Source organism: Streptomyces sp. NPDC004732 (assembly GCF_040609235.1).
In the GTDB taxonomy this organism is placed as follows: domain Bacteria; phylum Actinomycetota; class Actinomycetes; order Streptomycetales; family Streptomycetaceae; genus Streptomyces.
Map to the genome: position 1 here is coordinate 348,314 of NZ_JBEXJR010000004.1, position 18,950 is coordinate 367,263.

The window sequence follows — 18,950 nt, forward strand, 5'->3', positions numbered from 1 at the left end:
GCGGGCGGCGCGGAGGTGTCCTGCCCCCGCGCCACCCTGTCTTCGGAGTGCGGGACGTTCAGCGGCGCTCGCGGGCCCGCACCACCTCCAGCGCCGGGTCGCCGAGGATGTCCTTCTCGCAGAAGCGTGACGTCACCCAGCGCTCCTTCCCGTACAGGCTCGTCTGGTCGCTGTAGTGCGGGGAGTTGGGGTTGGAGGACTGGGAGTACGACAGGAGCGTGCGGGCCTCGGGGCAGCGGCCGGAGTTCCAGCCCACTGCCTGGATGTGGCTCGAACCGTGCACGACCTCCGTGTAGCCCTTCTTCTTGTCCCAGTCGGCCTCGATCTTGTTCCAGACGCCGAGGGACTCCGTGCCGCCGGAGACCGGGATGCGCTTGCCGCCCCGCACGACGTACTGGTTCGCGCCCAGGGGCGTGTCCACGGCGATGCCCGCCGCCGTCAGCTCGGTCACCGCGTCGGCCAGCGCGGTCCGGAAGCCGGGCAGTGTGGTGTCGAGCGTGTTCGGCGTGCGCACCGGGTCGGCCGCTGTGAACGGCACCTTCCAGAGCTGCGCGTTCGGCACGGCTGCCGTCAGCTTGCGCCAGAAGCGGTCGAAGAGCAGGGCGCCACGGCTGTCGCTGTCCATCCTGTGGTCCCAGCGGGCCAGCGCCTTGCACGCCTTGCTTACGTCAACCACAGTGCCGTCACTGCTTGTTGCCGTGCCGCCGGGCAGCGCGGCGCAGGCCTTCGCCGTGTCGGCCGCCGCGAGATCGGCCGCAGGCACACGGTTCGCGAACTGCTGGCGCTGCAGGTCCCGGACGGTGAGGCCGCCCTTCTCCGCCATCGCCGCCACATCCTCGACGGCACCGCGGGTACGCATCGAGCGCTGTGTGCCGATCGTCCCGAAGATCCGCTCGTAGCCGGTGATCGGCCGGTCCGCGTTGGTCAGCCACGCGCTGTCGTTGGAGTTCTCCGCGTACGGAGCGTCCTTGAGGGTCGGCATCCTCGACGGGCCGAAGATGCCGGGCTGTACCGCGTCCTTGTCCGACCCGAGCGCGCACGCGCCGCGCGAGCCGTCGAGGACGGCGACGCCCGAGGCCGGGTAGGTGACCTTGCCGAGCGGCGTGCTGCAGCGCTGGGCGAGGTCGTCGGTGATGCGGGGGAGCACCTGGGACTGGCTGAGCAGCGAGTGGCCGTGGCGGTCGGCGGCGACGGTGTTCACCCAGGGCAGCCCCTGGGTGTCGCGCAGGGACTTGAGGATGCCCGCGGTGGAGCGTGCCGTGCCGAAGCCCAGGTCGGTGTCGCTGCCGCGCAGGTTCACGGCGTTGGGGTCGTTCAGGGCGTACGCCGTCGTCGCGGACCAGGGCAGCGGGAGCTGGGGGCCGAGGCCGGTGACGACGGGGCCGTAGCGGGTCCACCACTGGGTGCGGGTCACCGGGGCGCCGTCCTTGACCGGCACCGTGACCGTGCGCTGCGTCATCTTCCGGGGCTTGCCGTCCACCAGATAGGTGGTCGGGTCGGCCGGGTCCAGCGTGAGCTGGTGCAGGTTCAGGGTGACGCCGGTCGCGACCGTGTGGCTCCACGCCACGTCCTTGTTGAAGCCGATGTTGACCACGCTGGTGCCGAGCAACGAGCTTCCGGAGACGTTGAGTTCGCCGGGTATGGTCTGCTGCGACTGCCAGAAGCGGCGGCCGCCCTGCCAGGGGTAGTGCGGGTTGCCGAGCAGCAGGCCCTTCCCGTTCGCGGTGGTCTGCCCGCCGAACGCGACCGCGTTGGACCCCATGTCGGCGTTCTGCGCGGAGAACAGCTCACGGGCCGCCCTCGCCGTACGCCGGGGGTCCGGGGCGGCGTCCCGGGCGGTCTCGCCCGACGGCGGGGCGGTCGGCGGTGTGGCGGACGTGATGCCGTCGATCCCGCGGCCCTGCCCGCCGAGCACCTGTACGGCGAAGCCCTGCCGCGCCACGTCGAGCGCGGTGATCGGGCGCACCCAGTCGGCCTTCGCGCAGGCCGGGTCGGTGATGCGGTTCTGCTTCAGCCAGGCGTTGTAGCCCGCCGCGAAGCCACGCATGAGTTCCTTCGTGCGGCGGCTCGGCCCCGCGGGGGCGGGCTGGGCGAGGAGTTTCTCCACGGTTCCGGCCTCCCGCACACCGCGGAAGTACAGGTCGCTGCCCAGGTTGGTGGACGCCGACGACAGCGCGGAACCAGGTGAGGCGTCTGGTCCGAAGTGCCGGGAGCGCTCGCCGCGCACGGTCAGATAGCCGTCGGCGAGCGTGCACACCTGGTCGGCGGCCTGGGCCCAGCCGGTGCCGAAGCCGAGGTTCGGGTAGTCCTCGGCGAGGATGTGCGGAATGCCGTACTCGGTGTAGCGGATGGTCGCGTGCAGGCCGCCGCCGGACGGACGGGCGTCCTGGGGCGCGGCCCCCGCGCCCGACGACGGCAGCAGGGCCAACGCCGTCAGCAGGGTGATTCCCACGGCCGCCGAGCGTCTGGTGCGCATGCGCATTGTGCCTCCCAACTGGGGTTCGGGAAGAAGCGGTTGAGCGTACCAAGCGGTATGTCAGGGAGGGCATCGCTTGACGCGACCCGTGGTGCGGACCTTGACCGGGGTGGCGCGCGGCCCGGAGGATCACGCCATGACGGGTGCACGCGACAACACGGTCGACGGAGTCCTCAGGCGCAGCGCGCGCCGCACACCCCGGCGCACGGCGCTGCGCTACGGCGAGCGTGCGTGGACGTACGAGGAACTCGACGACGCCGTCTCGCGCGCGGCCGGAGCGCTGCGCGACAGCGGTCTGACCCACGGAGACCGCGTCGGGGCCTACGCCCACAACTCCGACGCCTATCTGATCGGCTTCCTCGCCTGCGCGCGGGCGGGCCTGGTCCACGTGCCGGTCAACCAGAACCTGACCGGCGACGACCTCGCGTACATCGTCCGGCAGTCCGGCAGCTCCCTCGTCCTCGCCGACCCGGACATCGCGGGGCGCCTGCCCCCGGGCGTACCGGTCCTGGCCCTGCGGGACGCGGACGACTCACTCCTCGCGCGGCTCGCCGACTCGTCGGCGTACGAAGGCGAGGGGCCCCGCGGTGAGGGCCTGGCGCAGTTGCTCTACACCTCGGGGACCACCGCACTCCCCAAGGGCGCCATGCTGACCCACCGGGCGCTGGTCCACGAATACGTCAGTGCCATCACCGCGCTGGACCTCAAGGAGTCGGACCGGCCCGTCCACTCGCTGCCGCTCTACCACTCGGCGCAGATGCACGTCTTCCTCATGCCGTACCTGGCGGTCGGGGCCGAGAGCACGATCCTCGACGGGCCCGACGCCGAGCGGATCTTCGACCTCGTCGAGGCGGGCCGCGCCGACAGCCTCTTCGCGCCGCCCACCGTGTGGATCGGCCTCTCGCGGCACCCCGGCTTCGCGACCCGTGACCTCCGGGCGCTGCGCAAGGCCTACTACGGGGCGTCGATCATGCCCGTGCCGGTCCTGGAGCGGCTGCGCGCCCGACTGCCGGGGCTCGGCTTCTACAACTGCTTCGGGCAGAGCGAGATCGGCCCGCTCGCCACCGTCCTCGGACCCGACGAGCACGAGGGGCGGATGGACTCGTGCGGGCGGCCCGTCCTGTTCGTCGAGGCGCGTGTCGTCGGCGAGGACGGCCGCGAGGTGCCGGACGGCACCCAGGGCGAAGTCGTCTACCGCTCACCGCAGTTGTGCGAGGGCTACTGGGACAAGCCGGAGGAGACCGCGGAGGCGTTCCGAGACGGCTGGTTCCACTCCGGCGACCTCGCGGTGCGGGACGCCGATGGCTACTTCACCGTCGTCGACCGGGTGAAGGACGTCATCAACTCGGGGGGAGTCCTGGTCGCGTCGCGGCAGGTCGAGGACGCGCTGTACGAACATGCGGGGGTCGCGGAGGCGGCGGTGATCGGGCTGCCGGACGAGCGCTGGATCGAGGCGGTCACCGCCGTTGTCGTACGGAGCGACAAGGACCTCACCGAGGCCGAACTCATCGACCACGCACGGCAGAAGCTCGCCCACTTCAAGGCGCCCAAGAGGGTCCTCTTCGTGGCCGAGCTGCCTCGCAACGCCAGCGGAAAGATCCTCAAACGGGAACTCCGGGACCGTTTCGCCGCCGGTTGAGGGTGCTGTCCGCTGTCCTAAGTGGACTGGGGGGCTTGGGCGGACTGCGTGGAGCCCGACCGGTCGGCTTCGTCGTGGGCGAGCAGGGAGAGCAGGGAGGCGACGGCAAGGCCGGACTCCGCAGGGTGCCGCAGCACTTTGCCGGGATTGATCTGGTACGTGTTGGTCCGTCCCTCCCGGGTGTGGGAGAGATATCCGTCCTGCTCCAGGTCGGCGATGATCTTCTGGACGGCCCGGTCGGTGAGCCGACAGTGTGCGGCGATGTCACGGATGCGGGCGTTGTGGTCGTCGGCGATGGCGGCCAGCACGCGTGCGTGGTTGGTGAGAAACGTCCATCCGGTATGTGGCTCGGGCACTCCATCCATGCGTCAACACTAGTGCCTGGCATTCACGCTTTCAAAAACACGTACTCGATTTCAGGTATTAGTTGACGTGTGTGTGCGGGGCCGGGCAGCCTAGGACCAGCGGTAGGCAGCGAGGTGGGGAGAAGCCATGCCGGAGCCCGCGTACGCTCAGCAGCCCTTCGGAGACGAGGGCCGCAGGGGGAGTGTGGTCGTGCGGGGGGAACTCGACCTCGACACCGGCCAACGGCTCCGGATCGATCTCTACCGCGCCCTCAGCAATGCGGTCGGCGGGATGGAACTGGACTTGCGCGGCGTGACGTTCTGCGACTGCTCCGGCCTGGACCTTCTGCTCAGCCTGCGTGAACACGCGGTGCAACAGGGCAAAACCATCGTCATCCGCCACTGCAGCCCAGCGGTGGGGCAGTTGCTGGAGCTGACCGGAACCCGAAGCCTGTTCGCGCCGCCCGCCGAGGAGGGCGAGGACGCGTCCTGCCCGGTCGTGCACGAGGCGAATCCGCCAGAGGGGTCGGACGAAGATCTGAGCGTCGTCGTGGCCCAGTTGCGCCGGGCCATGAAGACCCGGCCGACCATCGACATCGCCCGGGGCATCCTGATGTCCACCTTCAGCCTGAGCCCCGAGGCGGCCTGGGACGTCCTGGTCACGGCCTCACAGAACACCAACACCAAACTGCACGTGCTGGCCGGGGACGTGGTGAACACCGTCCAGGGAGCCGCCCTGCCCGTCGCCGTGCGCAAGCAGCTCGACGCCGCGATCACCAAGGCGAACGAGGACAGTGTCAGTCGCGCAGATCCACGATCCGCTTGAACTTGCCCACCGACCGCTCCAGCGTCTCCGGATCGACGATCTCCACGCCGACCGAGACACCGATACCGTCCTTCACCGCCGCCGCGATCTCCCGGGCCGCGGCCTCGCGCCGCTCCTCCGGCGTGTCCGCGCGCGCCTCGGCCCGCACCGTAAGGGCGTCCATGCGGCCCTCGCGCGTCAGACGCAGCTGGAAGTGCGGTGCGATGCCCGCCGTGCGCAGCACGATCTCCTCGATCTGCGTGGGGAAGAGATTGACGCCCCGCAGGATCACCATGTCGTCGCTGCGGCCCGTCACCTTCTCCATGCGCCGGAAGATCCGCGCCGTACCGGGCAGCAGCCGCGTCAGGTCCCGTGTCCGGTAACGGATCACGGGCATGGCCTCCTTGGTGAGCGACGTGAACACCAGCTCGCCGCGCTCGCCGTCCGGCAGCACCTCGCCCGTGATCGGATCCACGACCTCCGGGTAGAAGTGGTCCTCCCAGATGTGCAGCCCGTCCTTGGTCTCCACGCACTCCTGCGCGACACCCGGGCCGATCACCTCCGAGAGGCCGTATATGTCCACGGCGTCGATGGCGAAGCGCTCCTCGATCTCGCGCCGCATCTCCTCCGTCCACGGCTCCGCGCCGAAGATGCCGACCCTGAGGGAGGTCGTACGGGGATCGACGCCCTGCCGCTCGAACTCCTCCAGGAGAGTGAGCATGTACGAGGGGGTCACCATGATGATCTCGGGGCGGAAGTCCTGGATCAGCCGGACCTGGCGCGCCGTCATGCCGCCCGAGGCGGGGATCACCGTGCAGCCCAGCCGCTCCGCGCCGTAGTGCGCGCCGAGGCCGCCCGTGAACAGGCCGTACCCGTACGCCACATGCACCTTGTCCCCGGGGCGGCCGCCCGCGGCACGTATCGAACGCGCCACCACGTCCGCCCACATGGAGAGGTCCTGCTCCGTGTACCCGACGACCGTCGGAAGGCCCGTCGTGCCGCTCGACGCGTGGAGCCGGCGCACCTCGGACTGCTCCACCGCGAACATCCCGAACGGATAGTTGGCCCGCAGGTCGTCCTTGGTGGTGAAGGGGAACCGCGCGAGGTCGGCGAGCGAGCGGCAGTCGTCGGGGCGGAGCCCCGCCTTGTCGAACGCCGCGCGGTAGAACGGGACGTTCTCGTACGCATGCAGCAGGGTGTCCTGGAGACGCTCCAGTTGCAGGGCTGCGAGCTCGCGCGGGCCGAGCCGTTCGGCCGCGTCCAGCAGTAGCGGCATACGCGTCATAGGGAATGCTCCCGTCCTGAACGGGCGACCGATCATTCGGTCGTCGATCTTCTGTGGAGCTCAGTAATCCAGGCCCGGCGGTGGGCGTCAAGGGATCTCGCACTGCGGCTTTGAGCTGCGGCGCGAGGGCACGGGCCACGGCATGGGTCACGGCAGGAGACCGTTGCCCGGGCGGCGTACGGGATGTGATGATCACCCTCATGCCGACATTCAGCGCGTACGACGGGACGGAGCTCGCCTACCACGAGAAGGGGGACGGCGAACCCCTGCTGTGCATCCCCGGCGGCCCCATGCGCGCCTCCGCCTACCTCGGCGACCTCGGCGGCCTGACCGCGCACCGCCGCCTGATCCTGCTCGACCTGCGCGGCACGGGCGACTCCGCGGTGCCGGACGCCCCGGCGACGTACCGCTGCGACCGGCTCGTCGACGACGTCGAGGCGCTCCGCGAGCACCTGGGGCTCGACCAGGTCGACCTGCTCGGGCACTCGGCGTCCGGGAACATCGCCACGCTGTACGCGGCCCGCCACCCGAAGCGCGTCCGCACCCTCGTCCTGGTCGCCCCTGCCACGCACGCCGTCGGATTCACCGTCACCGACCTGGACCACCGTGCGGCCGCGGCGCTGCGCGCGGGCGAGCCCTGGTACCCGGCCGCTGTGGCCGCGCTGGACGAGATCGCCGCCGGACGCAGCCCCGCCGAGTTGCTGGACGCCTTGGCGCCTCTCGCCTACGGGCGCTGGGACGCGGCGGCGCAGGCGCACCGGGCGGCGAGCGCCTCGGAGAAGAACGCGGAGGCGGCGGCCGCCTTCTACGGCGACGGCGCGTTCGACCCGACCGCCACCCGCGCCGCCCTGACGGACCTGGCCGCGCCGGTCCTCGTGCTCGCGGGGGAGTGGGACGGGGGCCCGAACCCGGCACTCGCGGAGGAACTCGCCGGGCTCTTCCCGCACGGCGTCCGCCAAGTGCAGCCGCATGGCGGACACTTCCCGTGGCTGGACGACCCGGAGTGGTTCGTGCGGCGGGTCGCGGGCTTCCTCGCGCAGGATTGACGGACCCGACCGGATCGTATTGACGGACCCGACCGGATCGTATTGACGGAACTGACCGGACTGTATGGGCTGACGTCACCGGACGTCCGTCACAGATCCCCCTGGAGGATGCGTCGTGCGCATTGCCACCCACACCCGCCGTCTGCTCACCACGGGCGCCCTGGCCGCCGCGCTGCTTGCGGGCGGTGGCACGGCTTCCGCCTCCGCCGCTGCCCCCGCTGCCGCCACCTCCGTCGGGCCGTACGCCCAACTGCACCCCCTGGCCGACCTGTCCGCGCAGCGCCTCGCCACCGCCGACCTCGTCGCCGCCGCCAAGTACGGCACGGACAGCCCCATCGACGACCCGGCCCGTGAGCGGCAGGTCCTGGACGCGGTGGCCGGGCAGGCGAAGGAGGTCGGCGCGGACCCGGCGGCGACCGTCCGGATCTTCCGGGACCAGATCGAGGCCAACAAGGTCGTCCAGCGAGGGCTGTTCCGGCGCTGGGACGCCGATCCGTCCCAGGCCCCGAAGGAGCGGCCCGACCTCGCCGAGGTCCGCAAGGAGATCAACCGCGTCAACGGCGAGCTGGTACGGGGCATCGCCGCGTCACCGGACGCGCGCAAGGCGCCGTACTGCGGCGGAGTACTGACCGCCGCGGCCGCGCACGTGCGCCACGAGAACCGGCTCGACCTCCTGCACTCCGTCGCCCTGGGAAGGGCGCTGCCCTCAGTCTGCGCGAGGTGACGTCCGCCGCTGCTCGCGTGGGCCGCGGTAGGCGAACCTGGGCATGAAGAACTGGGTGACGGTGCCGACGGCAACGGCGTAGAGCACCGTGCCGACGCCCACGGTCCCGCCGAGCAGCCAGCCCAGGGCGAGCACGGCGACCTCGATGAGGGTGCGGACGCGTCGCAGGGACAGCCCCGTCAACGCGGCCGCGCCGGTCATCAGGCCGTCGCGGGGGCCGGGACCGAAGCGCGCGCCCACGTAGACGGCCACGGCGAGGCCGTTGAGGACCACCCCCGCGGCGAGCAGGCCTGTCCGGGCGGGCAGGCCGAGGGAGTCGGGGATGACGAGCAGTCCCAGGTCCGAAGAGACGGCCAGGACGACGATGTTGGCGAAGGTGCCGAACGTCGGCCGCTGCTTCAGGGGTATCCACAGCAGCAGGACGAGCACCCCGAGCACGCCGCTGATCATGCCGAAGCTGAGCGGCGTGCGACGCTCCAGACCCTCGTACAGGACGCTCCACGGATTAACCCCAAGTGCCGCCCGGACCAGGACCGACAGGCTGAACCCGTAGAGGGCGAGGCCGAGGAGGAGCTGGGGCAGCCGTCTCGCGGGGCGTTCGCGGATAGGGACGTACGAGATGTCCTGCCGGACCTTCGTGTGGTCGTGCCGCATGCCGATGGTGCCTCCATGCCGTGTCTTCGCCGTGCCTTCAAGGCCATTGCGGCAACTCTGTAGAGTGATTGGCCCGGAAAACACAGCCAATCCCAGGAGAATGGTGTGGTCGACGCGAATCGAACGCTGGGCAGCCGTCGGCTCGCCGCGATGCTGCCCGACCCGGCGGGCATGCGCCCCGCCTACCGCCACCTCGCCCACGCGATCAGCGGCCTGATCCTGGACGGACGCATCGCTCTGCACGTCAGGCTCCCGGCCGAACGCGACCTTGCCGTCGCCCTGGCGACCAGCAGGACCACCGTCACCGCCGTGTACGACCTGCTGCGCGAGAGCGGCTACGCACACAGCCGCCAGGGCGCCGGTACGTGGACCGCGCTGCCCGACGGCCACGCCCCCAGCGGGGTGCGGCGCCTGCTTGCGGCCGAGGACACCGCGATCGACCTGGCGCGCGCCGCGCCCGGACTGCCGGGGCAGGAACTCACCGACACCGTCGCCCGGATCGCACCGCGGCTCGCGGAGCACGCGCACACCCCCGGCTACCACGCGTACGGCCTGCCGGAACTCCGTGCCGCCATCGCCGAACGCTTCACCCGGCGCGGCCTGGCCACCGTGCCGGAGCAGATCCTGGTGACCTCGGGCGCCCAGCACGCGCTGACCCTCGTGCTGGGGCTCCTGTGCGGCCCCGGCGACCGCGTCCTCACCGAGAACCCGTCCTATCCGAACGCTCTGGAAGCCATGCGCCGCGCCCGTCTGCGCACGCTGTCCGTGCCGGTCACCGAGGCGGGCTGGGACATCGGCATCGTCGAGTCCGCCTTCCGGCAGGCGGTGCCCCAACTCGCCTATCTGATCCCGGACTTCCACAACCCGACCGGCTGTCTCATGCCCGAGGAGGAGCGGGGCCGGGTGCTGGGCGCCGCTCAGCGGTCCGGCTGCTGGCTCATCGCCGACGAAACCCTCGCCGAGCTCGCCCTCGACGTACCCGCGCCACCGCCGTTCGCCTCCCATGCGGCTCCCGGCGGCGCGGCGCAGCTCATCACCGTCGGCTCCATGAGCAAGACCCACTGGGCGGGCCTGCGCATCGGCTGGCTGCGCGCGCCCGCGCGGCTCGTCACCGAACTCGCGGGGCAGCGCGTCGCCACCGACATGGGCGGCTCGGTCCTCGACCAGCTGGTGGCCCTCGACCTCCTCGACAGGACCGGCGAACTGCTGCCGGACCGCCTGGACCGGCTGCGTGCGCAGCGCGCCGCGCTCGGCGCGGCCCTGACCGAGCACTTCCCGGAGTGGCGCTGGAGCCTCCCGCCCGGCGGCCTCTCGCTCTGGGTCGACCTGGGTGCACCCGTGGCGTCGGCGCTGGCGGAGCGGGCGATCGACCACGGCGTGCGCATCGAGAGCGGTTCCTGTTTCGCCACCGACCCGGGCGTCTTCGAGCAGCGGCTCCGCATCCCGTACACCGCACCGCCCGACACCTTGCGCGAGGCGGTGCGCCGCATGGCGGTCACCCTGGCGGACGGCCTCGGACCGTCGTCGGGCGGGGCGCGGCCGCACTGGGTGGCCTGACCCTTCCTGTGGGTCAGGCTGTTCTTTGCGCCGCGTTGTGCAGGTGCTTGACCATCCAGAACTCCTCGACGCGTGCGCCGTCCCCGGTCATCGCTGTGACCAAGGAGCTGAGGATGTCCGGAAGGCCGTCCGTTGGGGTGGGCAGATGGGCGGCGACGCACTGGGCGAGGACACCGAAGACGATGGCCTGGCGGAAGACGAGGTGGGAGGGGCGTTCCCACTCGGGTTCGAACTCTTTCGGCTCGCCGACCAGAAGTGCCCGGGCGTGGAGCAGCTCTTGGTTGTGTGCGGCAGTGAGGTCCTCGTGCAGCCGCACTCTCGCGGCGGCCGGGATGGTGGCGGCTGTGAGTGCTGCTATGGCCAGGGGGTGTTCGCGCAGGTCGGCATGGGCGAGGGCCAGGTCCAGGGCGTGGCGCCGCATCGGCCTCAGCAGCGAGGGTCCCAGGTCGGCCAGATAGCCGATGAAGGGCTCCCGCCTGAGCAGGGGTGAGTCGATGAGTCCCTGCCCCAGCAGGTACTGCGGCACCCGCGTGATCTCCACGGCGCGGTGCGGGCCGCGTACCCAGGCGCCGTCGAATCGCGCACCGGTCGCGCGCTCGACAGCCGCCAGGCCGGTGCCCCACAGGTGCTCGTCGTCTTCCAGGTTCAGGCCTTGCAGCAGGGGCTGCCAGGCGTCGGGGCGCGCGCCGAACATGTCCTCGGGCGCGAGCATCTCGAATGCGGAGGAGATCAGTCCGTCCTCGGCCAGGCTCAGTTGGGAGACCGCGTTGACGTTCCAGTAGGCGCTGGCGGTGCGGCCGTGCCGGGAGAGCGGGCGCAGCACCTCCTCGCGAGACCCTTGGTAGTTGTTGTTCTCCACGACGACGACGGCAGGTCCTGACCGGGAGACCAGGATGAGATCCCTGTCGTAGTGCTCGTGAAGTTCCTCCAGTGGCAGGGGGCGGCACTGCTCGGGACTGCCGCCGAAGAGACGGATGACGGCGTCCTCGTCGCCGCCGTGCACGGCTGTGAACGTGGCCGCCTCCGCAAGGCCCACATCGGTGAGGAGGCCGTGGAGGTGCTGGGGTGAGGTCATGCGGGGATTGTCGTCCCCGCCACTGACAGTCGGGGCTCGCTCTCATCGAGCACTCGGTCGCGAACTCGAACCTCGACAGAGTGTGGGGCAGTGAGGCCGACAGCAGCCGACCTGCCCCGGACCCGGTCTACCGGCTCGCGGCTTCGCGGGAGGCGGTCCGGTTCGTGCGAACGACCGCGCGGCCCACCGCGTTGCGTACCGCGAGGCCCGGCCGGGTGCGGGGCACCATGAGCCTGGAGAGCGCGCCGACGCGTCGCTGCCGCGGACCTGTCTCACGGCGGAGCCGCGACTCGTAGGCGGCGAAGGCGCGGGCGTGCTCACCGGGATGGGCGGCGAGCTCTTCGGCGAGGGCGTACGCGCCCGCCATCGCCATGCTGGACCCGTCGCCCAGCAGGGCTGTCGCCGCCGCCGCGTCCCCGAGCAGTACGACCCTTCCGCGGGACCACGAGGGCATCCGGACGGTGGTCAGGGGATCGAAGAACGGGGCCGGGTGGTCGAGGAACGCCGCCACGAGTTCCGGTGCCCGCCACCGTACGTCGGCGTAGGCGTCGGCCACGGTCTGCTTGTGGAGGGCGATGTTCTTGCGGTCGTGGGGCGCCTGCTGTGCGGCCCGGAAGGTGAAGATCGCGAGCGGGGTGGTCCGCGAGGGGTGGACGACCAGCATCCGGTTCGGCACGGTCAGCATTGTCAGCTCGCTCGGGTCCTCGATGGCGTCGGGTGCCAGCGGGACGGTCGCGTTGTACAGGCCCAGATCGCTCGCGAACTGCCGCTCCGGTCCGAATACCAGGCGCCGCACGGTGGAGTGCATCCCGTCGGCACCGACCACCAAGTCGAAGCGCCGTGGCGCGGACCGCCGGAAGGTGACGTCGACCCCGTCTCCGTCCTGGTCGAGAGCGGTGACCGTGTCGTCGAACAAGAACTCGGCCTCGGCCTGCGCCGACCGGTGGAGCACCTCGGACAGGTCGGCCCGGGTCACCTCGACCGTCGGCGCCCCGTCCGAGGTGAGCGGGAGTTGCAGGATGCGCCTGCCGCCGGGGCCGAGCAGGGTCAGTGACCGATTGCGGGTGGCGAGCCCGCGGAGCTCCGGGAGGATGCCCATGCGGTCGGCGACCGGGATCGCGGGCCCCTTCACGACGATCGCGCTGCCACCGGAGCGCAGTTGCCGGGCATGTTCGACGACCGTCGGCCGGTAGCCGTTCCGGGAGAGCCAGTACGCGAGTGCGGGCCCTGCGATTCCGGCACCGACTATCAGCACCTCGGGCTTCTTCATGACGATGACCTCTCCGAACAAGGTACGAAAAATTTCGTACCTCAGTGGAGCACGTCGTTCAGGTACGATTCAAGTCGTACCTGAAGGGGGTGCCATGTGGCCGGGACGAACCGGATGGGACCGGAGGCCGATGCGCTCGATCTGGGTGCGGTGTTCCGCGCCCTCGCCGACGAGCACCGCCGTTCGGTGATGACGGAGTTGGCCGTCGACCGCAGCGACAACGAGCGGGGCTGCAACTCGTTCGATCTTCCGATCTCGAAGCAGACCCAGACCCATCACTTCCGGGTCCTGCGCGAGGCAGGTCTCATTGACGAGATCGATTACGGCAACCGCAAGGGCATCCGTCTACGACGCGCGGACATCGAGAAGAGATTCCCCGGGCTGCTCGCCCTCCTGGGAGCAGAGCCCCCGGGCGGTGCCGCTCCTCGCTGAGTGCAGGTCATGCCCTCGGATCCTCCGTCACGGGCACGCACTCGGCGAGCAGGTCGACGACGTCGCGCCAGGCTCGCTGCGCGTGCTGCGGGTGGTAGCCGACGCCGGGGACGGTGGGGTGATCGACCGGCGGGTGGTGGAAGGCGTGCAAGGCGCCGCCGTAGACCGTCAGGCGCCAGTCGACGCCCGCGTCCTGCATCTCGGCGGTGAACGCGGTCCGTTGCGCGGGTGACATGATCGGGTCTTCCGACCCGACCCCGGCCCACACCGGACAGTGAATGCGTGCTGCCTCGCCCGGTCGGCCCGTGGTCAGTGCGTTGACTGTGCCGATCGCGCGCAGCCTGACGCCGTCTCGGCCGAGTTCCAGCCCGACGGCGCCCCCGGTGCCGTAGCCGATAGCGGCGATCCGGTCGGGGTCGGTCCGCGGTTCGGCGCGCAACACGTCGAGCGCCGCATGGCCGATGCCCCGCATCCGGTCGGGATCGGCGAGCAGTGGCATGCATCGGGCGAGCATCTCTTCGGGGTCGCTCAGATAGCGACCGCCGTGGAGGTCGAAGGCCAGCGCTACATATCCCAGCTCGGCGAGAGCATCGGCCCGGCGGCGCTCGACGTCGCCGAGCCCCATGCCCTCTGGTCCGAGCAGCACCGCGGGCCGGCGGTCGGCACCGGCCGGGAGCGCGAGGTGCCCGATCATCGTCAGACCGTCGGCCGAGTACTCGACCGTACGCGTCGCAATCGTCGTCATGAGACCGGACTGTAGTGATCGTCGAGCCCGGTCCGGCCGCTGTTCTGCTGCTGGCAGAGCCGCGCGGGTATCCCCCTGAAACCTGAAATACGGCGAGGGCTCACAAGGACGGTCACACTCGGAGCCGCAGCAGATCGCACTGCCATGCAAAGATCAGCCTCTGATCATTGATGTCATACGTAAAGACACAGCTCAGACGTACCGTGAACGCGGCTTGGACGGCTCAGGGAGTATCGAAGTGGCGATGGATCTCAACCTGCTGCGCGTACTGGACGCCCTGCTCCAGGAGAACAGCGTGACGCGCGCCGCCGAGCGGCTCGGCACGTCGCCCGCGGCGGTCAGCCGGACGCTGGCCCGGCTCCGACGGGCCGTCGGCGACCCGCTGCTGGTCCGCGCGGGCCAGGGCCTGGTGCCGACCCCGCGGGCCCTGGAACTCCAGGGAGAGGTGAGCGAACTGCTGCGCGGCTGCGACAACGTCCTGCGGCCCGGCGCCGGTTTCGACGCCGTGCATCTCCGGCGCACCTTCACCGTGCAGACCGCGGACGTGCTCCTGGCAGGACTTGCCGGGACGCTGACCGACCGGATCCACGCCGAGGCCCCGCACGTCGACGTGGTCTTCCTGCCGGAGTCGATGGAGGGTGGTCCCGCGCTGCGGCAGGGCTGGGTGGACGTGGAGCTGGGCGTCCTCGGGCACCTGGACCCGGAGATCCGGACCCGCCCGCTCACGCGCATGACGATGGTCGCCGTCGCGCGCGACGACCACCCCCTCTTCGACCGGCTCATCGACGCGCGCCGCTTCGCCGCCGCCGACCACATCGGCATCTCACGGCTCGGCAAGCGTCAAGGCCCCATCGACAGCGCGCTGGCGGAGCTCGGACTGCAGCGCAGGACCGCGGTCGTCGTCCCCAGCCACACGAGCGCCATGATGCTCGCGAGGAACACCGATCTCGTCGCGCTCACCCTGGACGGCTGGCTCTCGGACACCACCGCGGCCATGGGGCTGCGTACGTTCCCCATCCCCGTCGACCTGGCCCCCCTCGAACTCGGGATGGCCTGGCACCCCCGCAATTCGGCGGATCCGGGCCACCGTTGGTTCCGCGACCACTTGGCGGCCGCGCTCGGCTCGGAGGATGTCTGAGACGGCCCGGTCGGCGCCGGTCAGCCGTCGAGGAGCTTGTTCAGCTCGCGTACACCGTCTTCGTTCGTGTCGGCCAGGACCAGGATGTCGATGACGCCCGTGATCTCGAACAGCCGCTGGATGGCGCTGTGCAGAGGGCCGCAGAGGACGAAGGGACGCTGCGCCTGCTCGTGCTCGGCGCGCGCCGTCAGGATCAGGTTGAGCAAGGCGCTGTCGGCGAAGGTGAGTTCGGCGAGGTCGAGCAGGGTGGCCTTGGTGCCGTTCTCGCTCCGGGCGCTCTGGAAGGCGGCCGTGACCGCGCTCCCGTTGTCCAGGTCGATGTCGTGGCGCAACGTGACGACCGCCACCCGGTCCTGTCTGGTGACTTCGATGCTGTTGAGGGACATGCTCCGACCTTGTCATATGCCGTTGCCGAGTGAGAACGCACCGGCCTATTCGACGGGTGCGAAAGGCCGCCCGGACAGAGATCCGATACGACATCCTTTCACTGGTGTGAACGTATTTCGCTCTCGTGGGTCACAGCGGGTGTGCGCGCAATCGGCTCGGGCATGCGAACACGGAGAAACGATGAGATGCGGTCGCGTTTGCACGTGTGCAGGGAAAGGATCACAGCTTCATGAGCGCTCCCGAGATGCCCGACACAGTGCAGACGACCTGCGCTCAGGCCCGCGCCGAAGTGCGCGCGGCCCTGCGGCAGGTGTGCATCGAGCTGCCACCTGTGCAGGCGCGGCGACTGCACGAGGACGCGCTCCTTGTGGTCAGCGAGCTGACGGCGAACGCGATGCGTCACGGCGGCGGCCTCAGCGGACTCGATGTGCGGGTCAGGGACGGGTTCCTGCTGGTGAGCGTGAGTGACCGCAGTGAGATGGCCCCCGTCCAGGTGCCCGCGGACCCGGCCCAGCCGGGCGGTTTCGGCTGGCTGATGGTCCAGCGCCTCAGCTCGGACGTGACGGTCGAGACGGGGTGCGGCGGCAAGACGATCGCCGCCGCGCTGGCCCTGCCGACCCCGGCTGACGGCAACTCCTCGCAAAGCTGTACGCGTGAGAGGCAATCGACGGGGTAACCGGGGCGCTGCGGGGAAAACAGCCGAGCTGAACAAGGAGCGGAACGCCATGATTACCGTGACGCAAGGGCAGGCGCAGGAAACGGCCACCAGTGCCGGAGAGGACCTCGTCGAGCGCGCGTACACGGACCCCTCCTCCATTGCGCCCAGGGATGCGCGTGAGGTCGGCAAGCGGTTCTTCGACCGCCTGACCCGGCTCGAAGAGGGCACGCACGAATACCAGTACGTGCGCAATGCGCTGATCGAGATGAACCTCTCGCTGGTGCAGTACGCGGCGTCGCGCTTCAAGCACCGCGGCCAGCAGGAGATGGAAGACATCATCCAGGTCGGCACCATCGGTCTGATCAAGGCGATCGACCGGTTCGAGCTCACCCGCGAGGTCGAGTTCACTTCCTTCGCCGTTCCTTACATCACCGGTGAGATCAAGCGGTTCTTCCGCGACACCTCGTGGGCCGTCCACGTGCCGCGCCGACTGCAGGAAGCACGCATCGAGCTGTCCAAGGCGACGGAGGAACTGCGCACCCGGCTCGGGCGCATGCCGTCCACCGCCGAGCTCGCGGAGCTGATGCAGCTGGCGCCCTCGGAGGTCGCCGAGGCGCAGAAGGCGTCCAACGGCTACAGCGCGGTCTCCCTGAATGCCGCGGTCAACGGCCAGGACGACGAGTCCGACACGATGCTGGCCGACTTCATCGGCGTCGACGAGGAGTCCTTCGAACTCGTCGAGAACTTCCACTCCCTGGCCCCGCTCATCGCGGAGCTGGCGGACCGGGACCGCACCCTCATCCATCTCCGCTTCGTCGAGGAGCAGACCCAGCAGCAGATCGCCGATGTGCTGGGCTGCTCGCAGATGCACGTGTCCCGGCTGATCTCCCGCGTGGTCGGCAAGCTCCGCGCCGGTCTCCTGGCCACCGACTAGCACCTCCCCGCCGGCCGATCCCGGCTAGCCCCCGGCAGCCACAGCCTTCGCCCAGCGGTAGTCCGCCTTGCCGCTGGGCGAGCGCTGGATGTGGTCCGTGAAGACCACGGCCCGCGGGATCTTGTACCCGGCGAGCAGGGCCCGGCAGTGGGTTTGGACCCCCGCGAGGTCCAGCGGGGGCGCACCGTCCCGGAGTTGGACGACGGCGGCGACGTGGTTGCCCCATCGCTCGTCGGGGACGCCCGCGACCAGTGCGTCGTACACGTCCGGATGCGATTTGAGGGCCTGCTCGACCTCTTCCGGGTACACCTTCTCGCCGCCCGTGTTGATGCACTGGGAGCCCCGGCCGAGCACGGTGACGATGCCGTCCTCGTCCACCGTCGCCATGTCGCCGAGCAGCACCCAGCGCTCCTCGCCCTTCTGGAAGAAGGTCTCGGCGGTTTTCTTGGCGTCGTTGTAGTAGCCGAGCGGCACGTGGCCGCGCTGGGCCAGGCGGCCCGGCACGCCCACCGGCACCGGATCGTGCGTCGCCAGATCCACCACCTGCGTACGCTCGTTGACCTCCAGGCGGAAGCCCTTCTCCGGGCCCGAGTCGTCGGTGGCCTTGCCGTTGGAACCCGACTCGGAGGAACCGAAGTTGTTCAGGAGCAGGACGTTCGGCGCGAGCTCCTGGAACTGGGCGCGGACCGTCTCCGACATGATCGCCCCGGAGGAGGAGACGCTGAACAGGGAGGACAGGTCGGTGCCCTTGAGCGGGCCGCGCAGCGCGTCGATGAGCGGCCTGAGCATCGCGTCGCCCACCAGCGACACGCTGGACACCTGCTCCTTCTCGATCGTGCGCAGCACCTCTTCGGGCACGTACTTGCGGTGCAGGGCCACGCGCTGGCCGTAGTTGAAGGCGATGAACGAGGTCAGTGTGGACGTGCCGTGCATCAGCGGGGGAGTGGGGAAGAAGGTGATGCCGGGACCGCCCGCCGCGACCCGCTCGGCCAGCTCCTCCGGCCGCTTCACCGGCTCGCCAGCGGGCTCCCCGCCGAAGAGTCCGGCGAAGAACAGATCCTCCTGGCGCCACATGACGCCCTTGGGCATGCCGGTCGTGCCGCCTGTGTAGATGATGAACAGGTCGTCGGCCGAGCGCGGCCCGAACCCCCGCCCGGGGGAGCCCGCCGCCTCCGCGTCGCCGAACTCCACCACGTCCAGCGGCGGGGCTTCGGCAGGGGGCGCCCCCACCCGTATCAGGTGCCGCAGCTTCTCCGTGCGCGGCAGCGCCGCCGCGACGCGCTCGGTGAACTCGGCGTCGAAGACGAGCGCCGCGAGGTCCGCGTCACGGTAGAGGTAGACCAACTCCTCTTCCACGTAACGGTAGTTCACATTGACCGGTACGAGGCGTGCCTTCAGGCAGCCGAGGACCGTCTGCAGGTACTCGACGCCGTTGTACATATGCAGGCCCAGGTGCTCGCCGGGCCGCAGACCGCTGTCGATGAGGTGATGGGCGACGCGGTTGGCGGCCGCGTCGAGTGCGGCGTAGGTCAACCGGCGTTCCGCTCCCGTGCCGGGGTGGTCGATGTAGACGAGCGCTTCGCGGTCGGGGACCACGTCGACGACCGACTCGAACAGGTCGGCAAGGTTGTACTCCACCGCACTCCTCCTGACCCCGGTGCCCACTGTGACGTCTCGCTTGGCGGTCATCAGAGCAGAGCGGCCCACAAGTGGGAAGGGCCCCCGCGCAAGAAAACTGACTGAGTGTCAGAAAACTATTGAACTGGCTCCCCCGCTACTGC

18 protein-coding genes are annotated in these 18,950 nt (G+C 70.3%); 9 read left to right on the forward strand and 9 right to left on the reverse strand.

Annotation, left to right across the window (positions count from 1 at the left end; translation table 11 throughout):
• Nucleotides 1–58 precede the first annotated feature (58 nt).
• Nucleotides 59–2,482, reverse strand: a complete 2,424-nt coding sequence (locus ABZV77_RS13835; protein ID WP_356255051.1) for a penicillin acylase family protein — start codon at nucleotides 2,480–2,482, stop codon at nucleotides 59–61.
• A gap of 130 nt (nucleotides 2,483–2,612) precedes the next feature.
• Here ABZV77_RS13835 and ABZV77_RS13840 point away from each other — a divergent pair, with 130 nt between their 5' ends.
• On the forward strand, nucleotides 2,613–4,115 hold the full coding sequence (locus tag ABZV77_RS13840; RefSeq protein ID WP_356255054.1) for an acyl-CoA synthetase: 1,503 nt from the start codon (nucleotides 2,613–2,615) through the stop codon (nucleotides 4,113–4,115).
• A gap of 17 nt (nucleotides 4,116–4,132) precedes the next feature.
• Here ABZV77_RS13840 and ABZV77_RS13845 read toward each other — a convergent pair whose 3' ends face one another.
• Nucleotides 4,133–4,480 carry a helix-turn-helix domain-containing protein gene (locus tag ABZV77_RS13845; protein ID WP_356255057.1) on the reverse strand — a complete coding sequence of 116 codons (348 nt, stop codon included), beginning with the start codon at nucleotides 4,478–4,480 and terminating at the stop codon, nucleotides 4,133–4,135.
• Nucleotides 4,481–4,607: 127 nt separating this feature from the next.
• Between ABZV77_RS13845 and ABZV77_RS13850 the strand changes: the two genes are divergently transcribed.
• A complete protein-coding gene (locus ABZV77_RS13850; RefSeq protein WP_356255060.1) occupies nucleotides 4,608–5,285 on the forward strand; it encodes an STAS domain-containing protein in 678 nt (225 codons plus the stop codon).
• Here the strand turns inward: ABZV77_RS13850 and paaK are convergent.
• Nucleotides 5,257–6,540: a phenylacetate--CoA ligase PaaK gene (paaK, locus tag ABZV77_RS13855; RefSeq protein ID WP_356256049.1), complete on the reverse strand. Its 1,284-nt coding sequence runs from the start codon at nucleotides 6,538–6,540 to the stop codon at nucleotides 5,257–5,259. The genes ABZV77_RS13850 and paaK overlap by 29 nt on opposite strands.
• Nucleotides 6,541–6,749: 209 nt before the next feature.
• Here paaK and ABZV77_RS13860 point away from each other — a divergent pair, with 209 nt between their 5' ends.
• Both ABZV77_RS13860 and ABZV77_RS13865 read left to right on the forward strand, forming a co-directional pair.
• Nucleotides 6,750–7,595, forward strand: a complete 846-nt coding sequence (locus tag ABZV77_RS13860; RefSeq protein WP_356255063.1) for an alpha/beta hydrolase — start codon at nucleotides 6,750–6,752, stop codon at nucleotides 7,593–7,595.
• A gap of 115 nt (nucleotides 7,596–7,710) precedes the next feature.
• Nucleotides 7,711–8,319: a chorismate mutase gene (locus ABZV77_RS13865; RefSeq protein ID WP_356255065.1), complete on the forward strand. Its 609-nt coding sequence runs from the start codon at nucleotides 7,711–7,713 to the stop codon at nucleotides 8,317–8,319.
• Here the strand turns inward: ABZV77_RS13865 and ABZV77_RS13870 are convergent.
• Entirely contained in the window at nucleotides 8,302–8,973 is a 672-nt protein-coding gene (locus tag ABZV77_RS13870) for a hypothetical protein (RefSeq protein WP_356255068.1), read from the reverse strand. The two genes, ABZV77_RS13865 and ABZV77_RS13870, sit on opposite strands and share 18 nt — an antisense overlap.
• Before the next feature lie 105 nt (nucleotides 8,974–9,078).
• On the opposite strand from ABZV77_RS13870, the gene ABZV77_RS13875 reads away from it, so the two are divergent.
• Nucleotides 9,079–10,530 carry a PLP-dependent aminotransferase family protein gene (locus ABZV77_RS13875; protein WP_356255071.1) on the forward strand — a complete coding sequence of 484 codons (1,452 nt, stop codon included), beginning with the start codon at nucleotides 9,079–9,081 and terminating at the stop codon, nucleotides 10,528–10,530.
• Nucleotides 10,531–10,543: 13 nt separating this feature from the next.
• Here ABZV77_RS13875 and ABZV77_RS13880 read toward each other — a convergent pair whose 3' ends face one another.
• Nucleotides 10,544–11,605: a DUF6461 domain-containing protein gene (locus ABZV77_RS13880; protein WP_356255074.1), complete on the reverse strand. Its 1,062-nt coding sequence runs from the start codon at nucleotides 11,603–11,605 to the stop codon at nucleotides 10,544–10,546.
• Between the two features lie 127 nt (nucleotides 11,606–11,732).
• The gene (locus ABZV77_RS13885; protein WP_356255077.1) at nucleotides 11,733–12,875 is read right to left on the reverse strand and encodes an FAD-dependent monooxygenase; all 1,143 of its coding nucleotides are present in this window, start codon (nucleotides 12,873–12,875) and stop codon (nucleotides 11,733–11,735) included.
• Nucleotides 12,876–12,971: 96 nt separating this feature from the next.
• Between ABZV77_RS13885 and ABZV77_RS13890 the strand changes: the two genes are divergently transcribed.
• A complete protein-coding gene (locus tag ABZV77_RS13890) occupies nucleotides 12,972–13,307 on the forward strand; it encodes a winged helix-turn-helix domain-containing protein (protein ID WP_356255080.1) in 336 nt (111 codons plus the stop codon).
• Between the two features lie 7 nt (nucleotides 13,308–13,314).
• Here ABZV77_RS13890 and ABZV77_RS13895 read toward each other — a convergent pair whose 3' ends face one another.
• Nucleotides 13,315–14,052, reverse strand: coding sequence for a dienelactone hydrolase family protein (locus ABZV77_RS13895; protein WP_356255083.1), 738 nt, complete (start codon nucleotides 14,050–14,052; stop codon nucleotides 13,315–13,317).
• Nucleotides 14,053–14,296: 244 nt separating this feature from the next.
• On the opposite strand from ABZV77_RS13895, the gene ABZV77_RS13900 reads away from it, so the two are divergent.
• Complete coding sequence (locus tag ABZV77_RS13900; protein ID WP_356255086.1) at nucleotides 14,297–15,190, forward strand: LysR family transcriptional regulator; 894 nt, start codon at nucleotides 14,297–14,299, stop codon at nucleotides 15,188–15,190.
• A gap of 20 nt (nucleotides 15,191–15,210) precedes the next feature.
• Here the strand turns inward: ABZV77_RS13900 and ABZV77_RS13905 are convergent, their stop codons facing one another.
• Nucleotides 15,211–15,576 (reverse strand): STAS domain-containing protein, encoded by a 366-nt coding sequence (locus ABZV77_RS13905; RefSeq protein ID WP_356255089.1) that lies wholly within the window; start codon nucleotides 15,574–15,576, stop codon nucleotides 15,211–15,213.
• 230 nt (nucleotides 15,577–15,806) lie between these two features.
• Between ABZV77_RS13905 and ABZV77_RS13910 the strand changes: the two genes are divergently transcribed.
• Both ABZV77_RS13910 and ABZV77_RS13915 read left to right on the forward strand, forming a co-directional pair.
• Nucleotides 15,807–16,253: an ATP-binding protein gene (locus ABZV77_RS13910; protein WP_356255091.1), complete on the forward strand. Its 447-nt coding sequence runs from the start codon at nucleotides 15,807–15,809 to the stop codon at nucleotides 16,251–16,253.
• A gap of 49 nt (nucleotides 16,254–16,302) precedes the next feature.
• The gene (locus tag ABZV77_RS13915; protein ID WP_356255094.1) at nucleotides 16,303–17,169 is read left to right on the forward strand and encodes a SigB/SigF/SigG family RNA polymerase sigma factor; all 867 of its coding nucleotides are present in this window, start codon (nucleotides 16,303–16,305) and stop codon (nucleotides 17,167–17,169) included.
• 24 nt (nucleotides 17,170–17,193) lie between these two features.
• On the opposite strand, the gene ABZV77_RS13920 is transcribed toward ABZV77_RS13915, so the two are convergent.
• Entirely contained in the window at nucleotides 17,194–18,807 is a 1,614-nt protein-coding gene (locus ABZV77_RS13920) for an acyl-CoA synthetase (RefSeq protein WP_356255097.1), read from the reverse strand.
• Nucleotides 18,808–18,950: the final 143 nt, after the last annotated feature.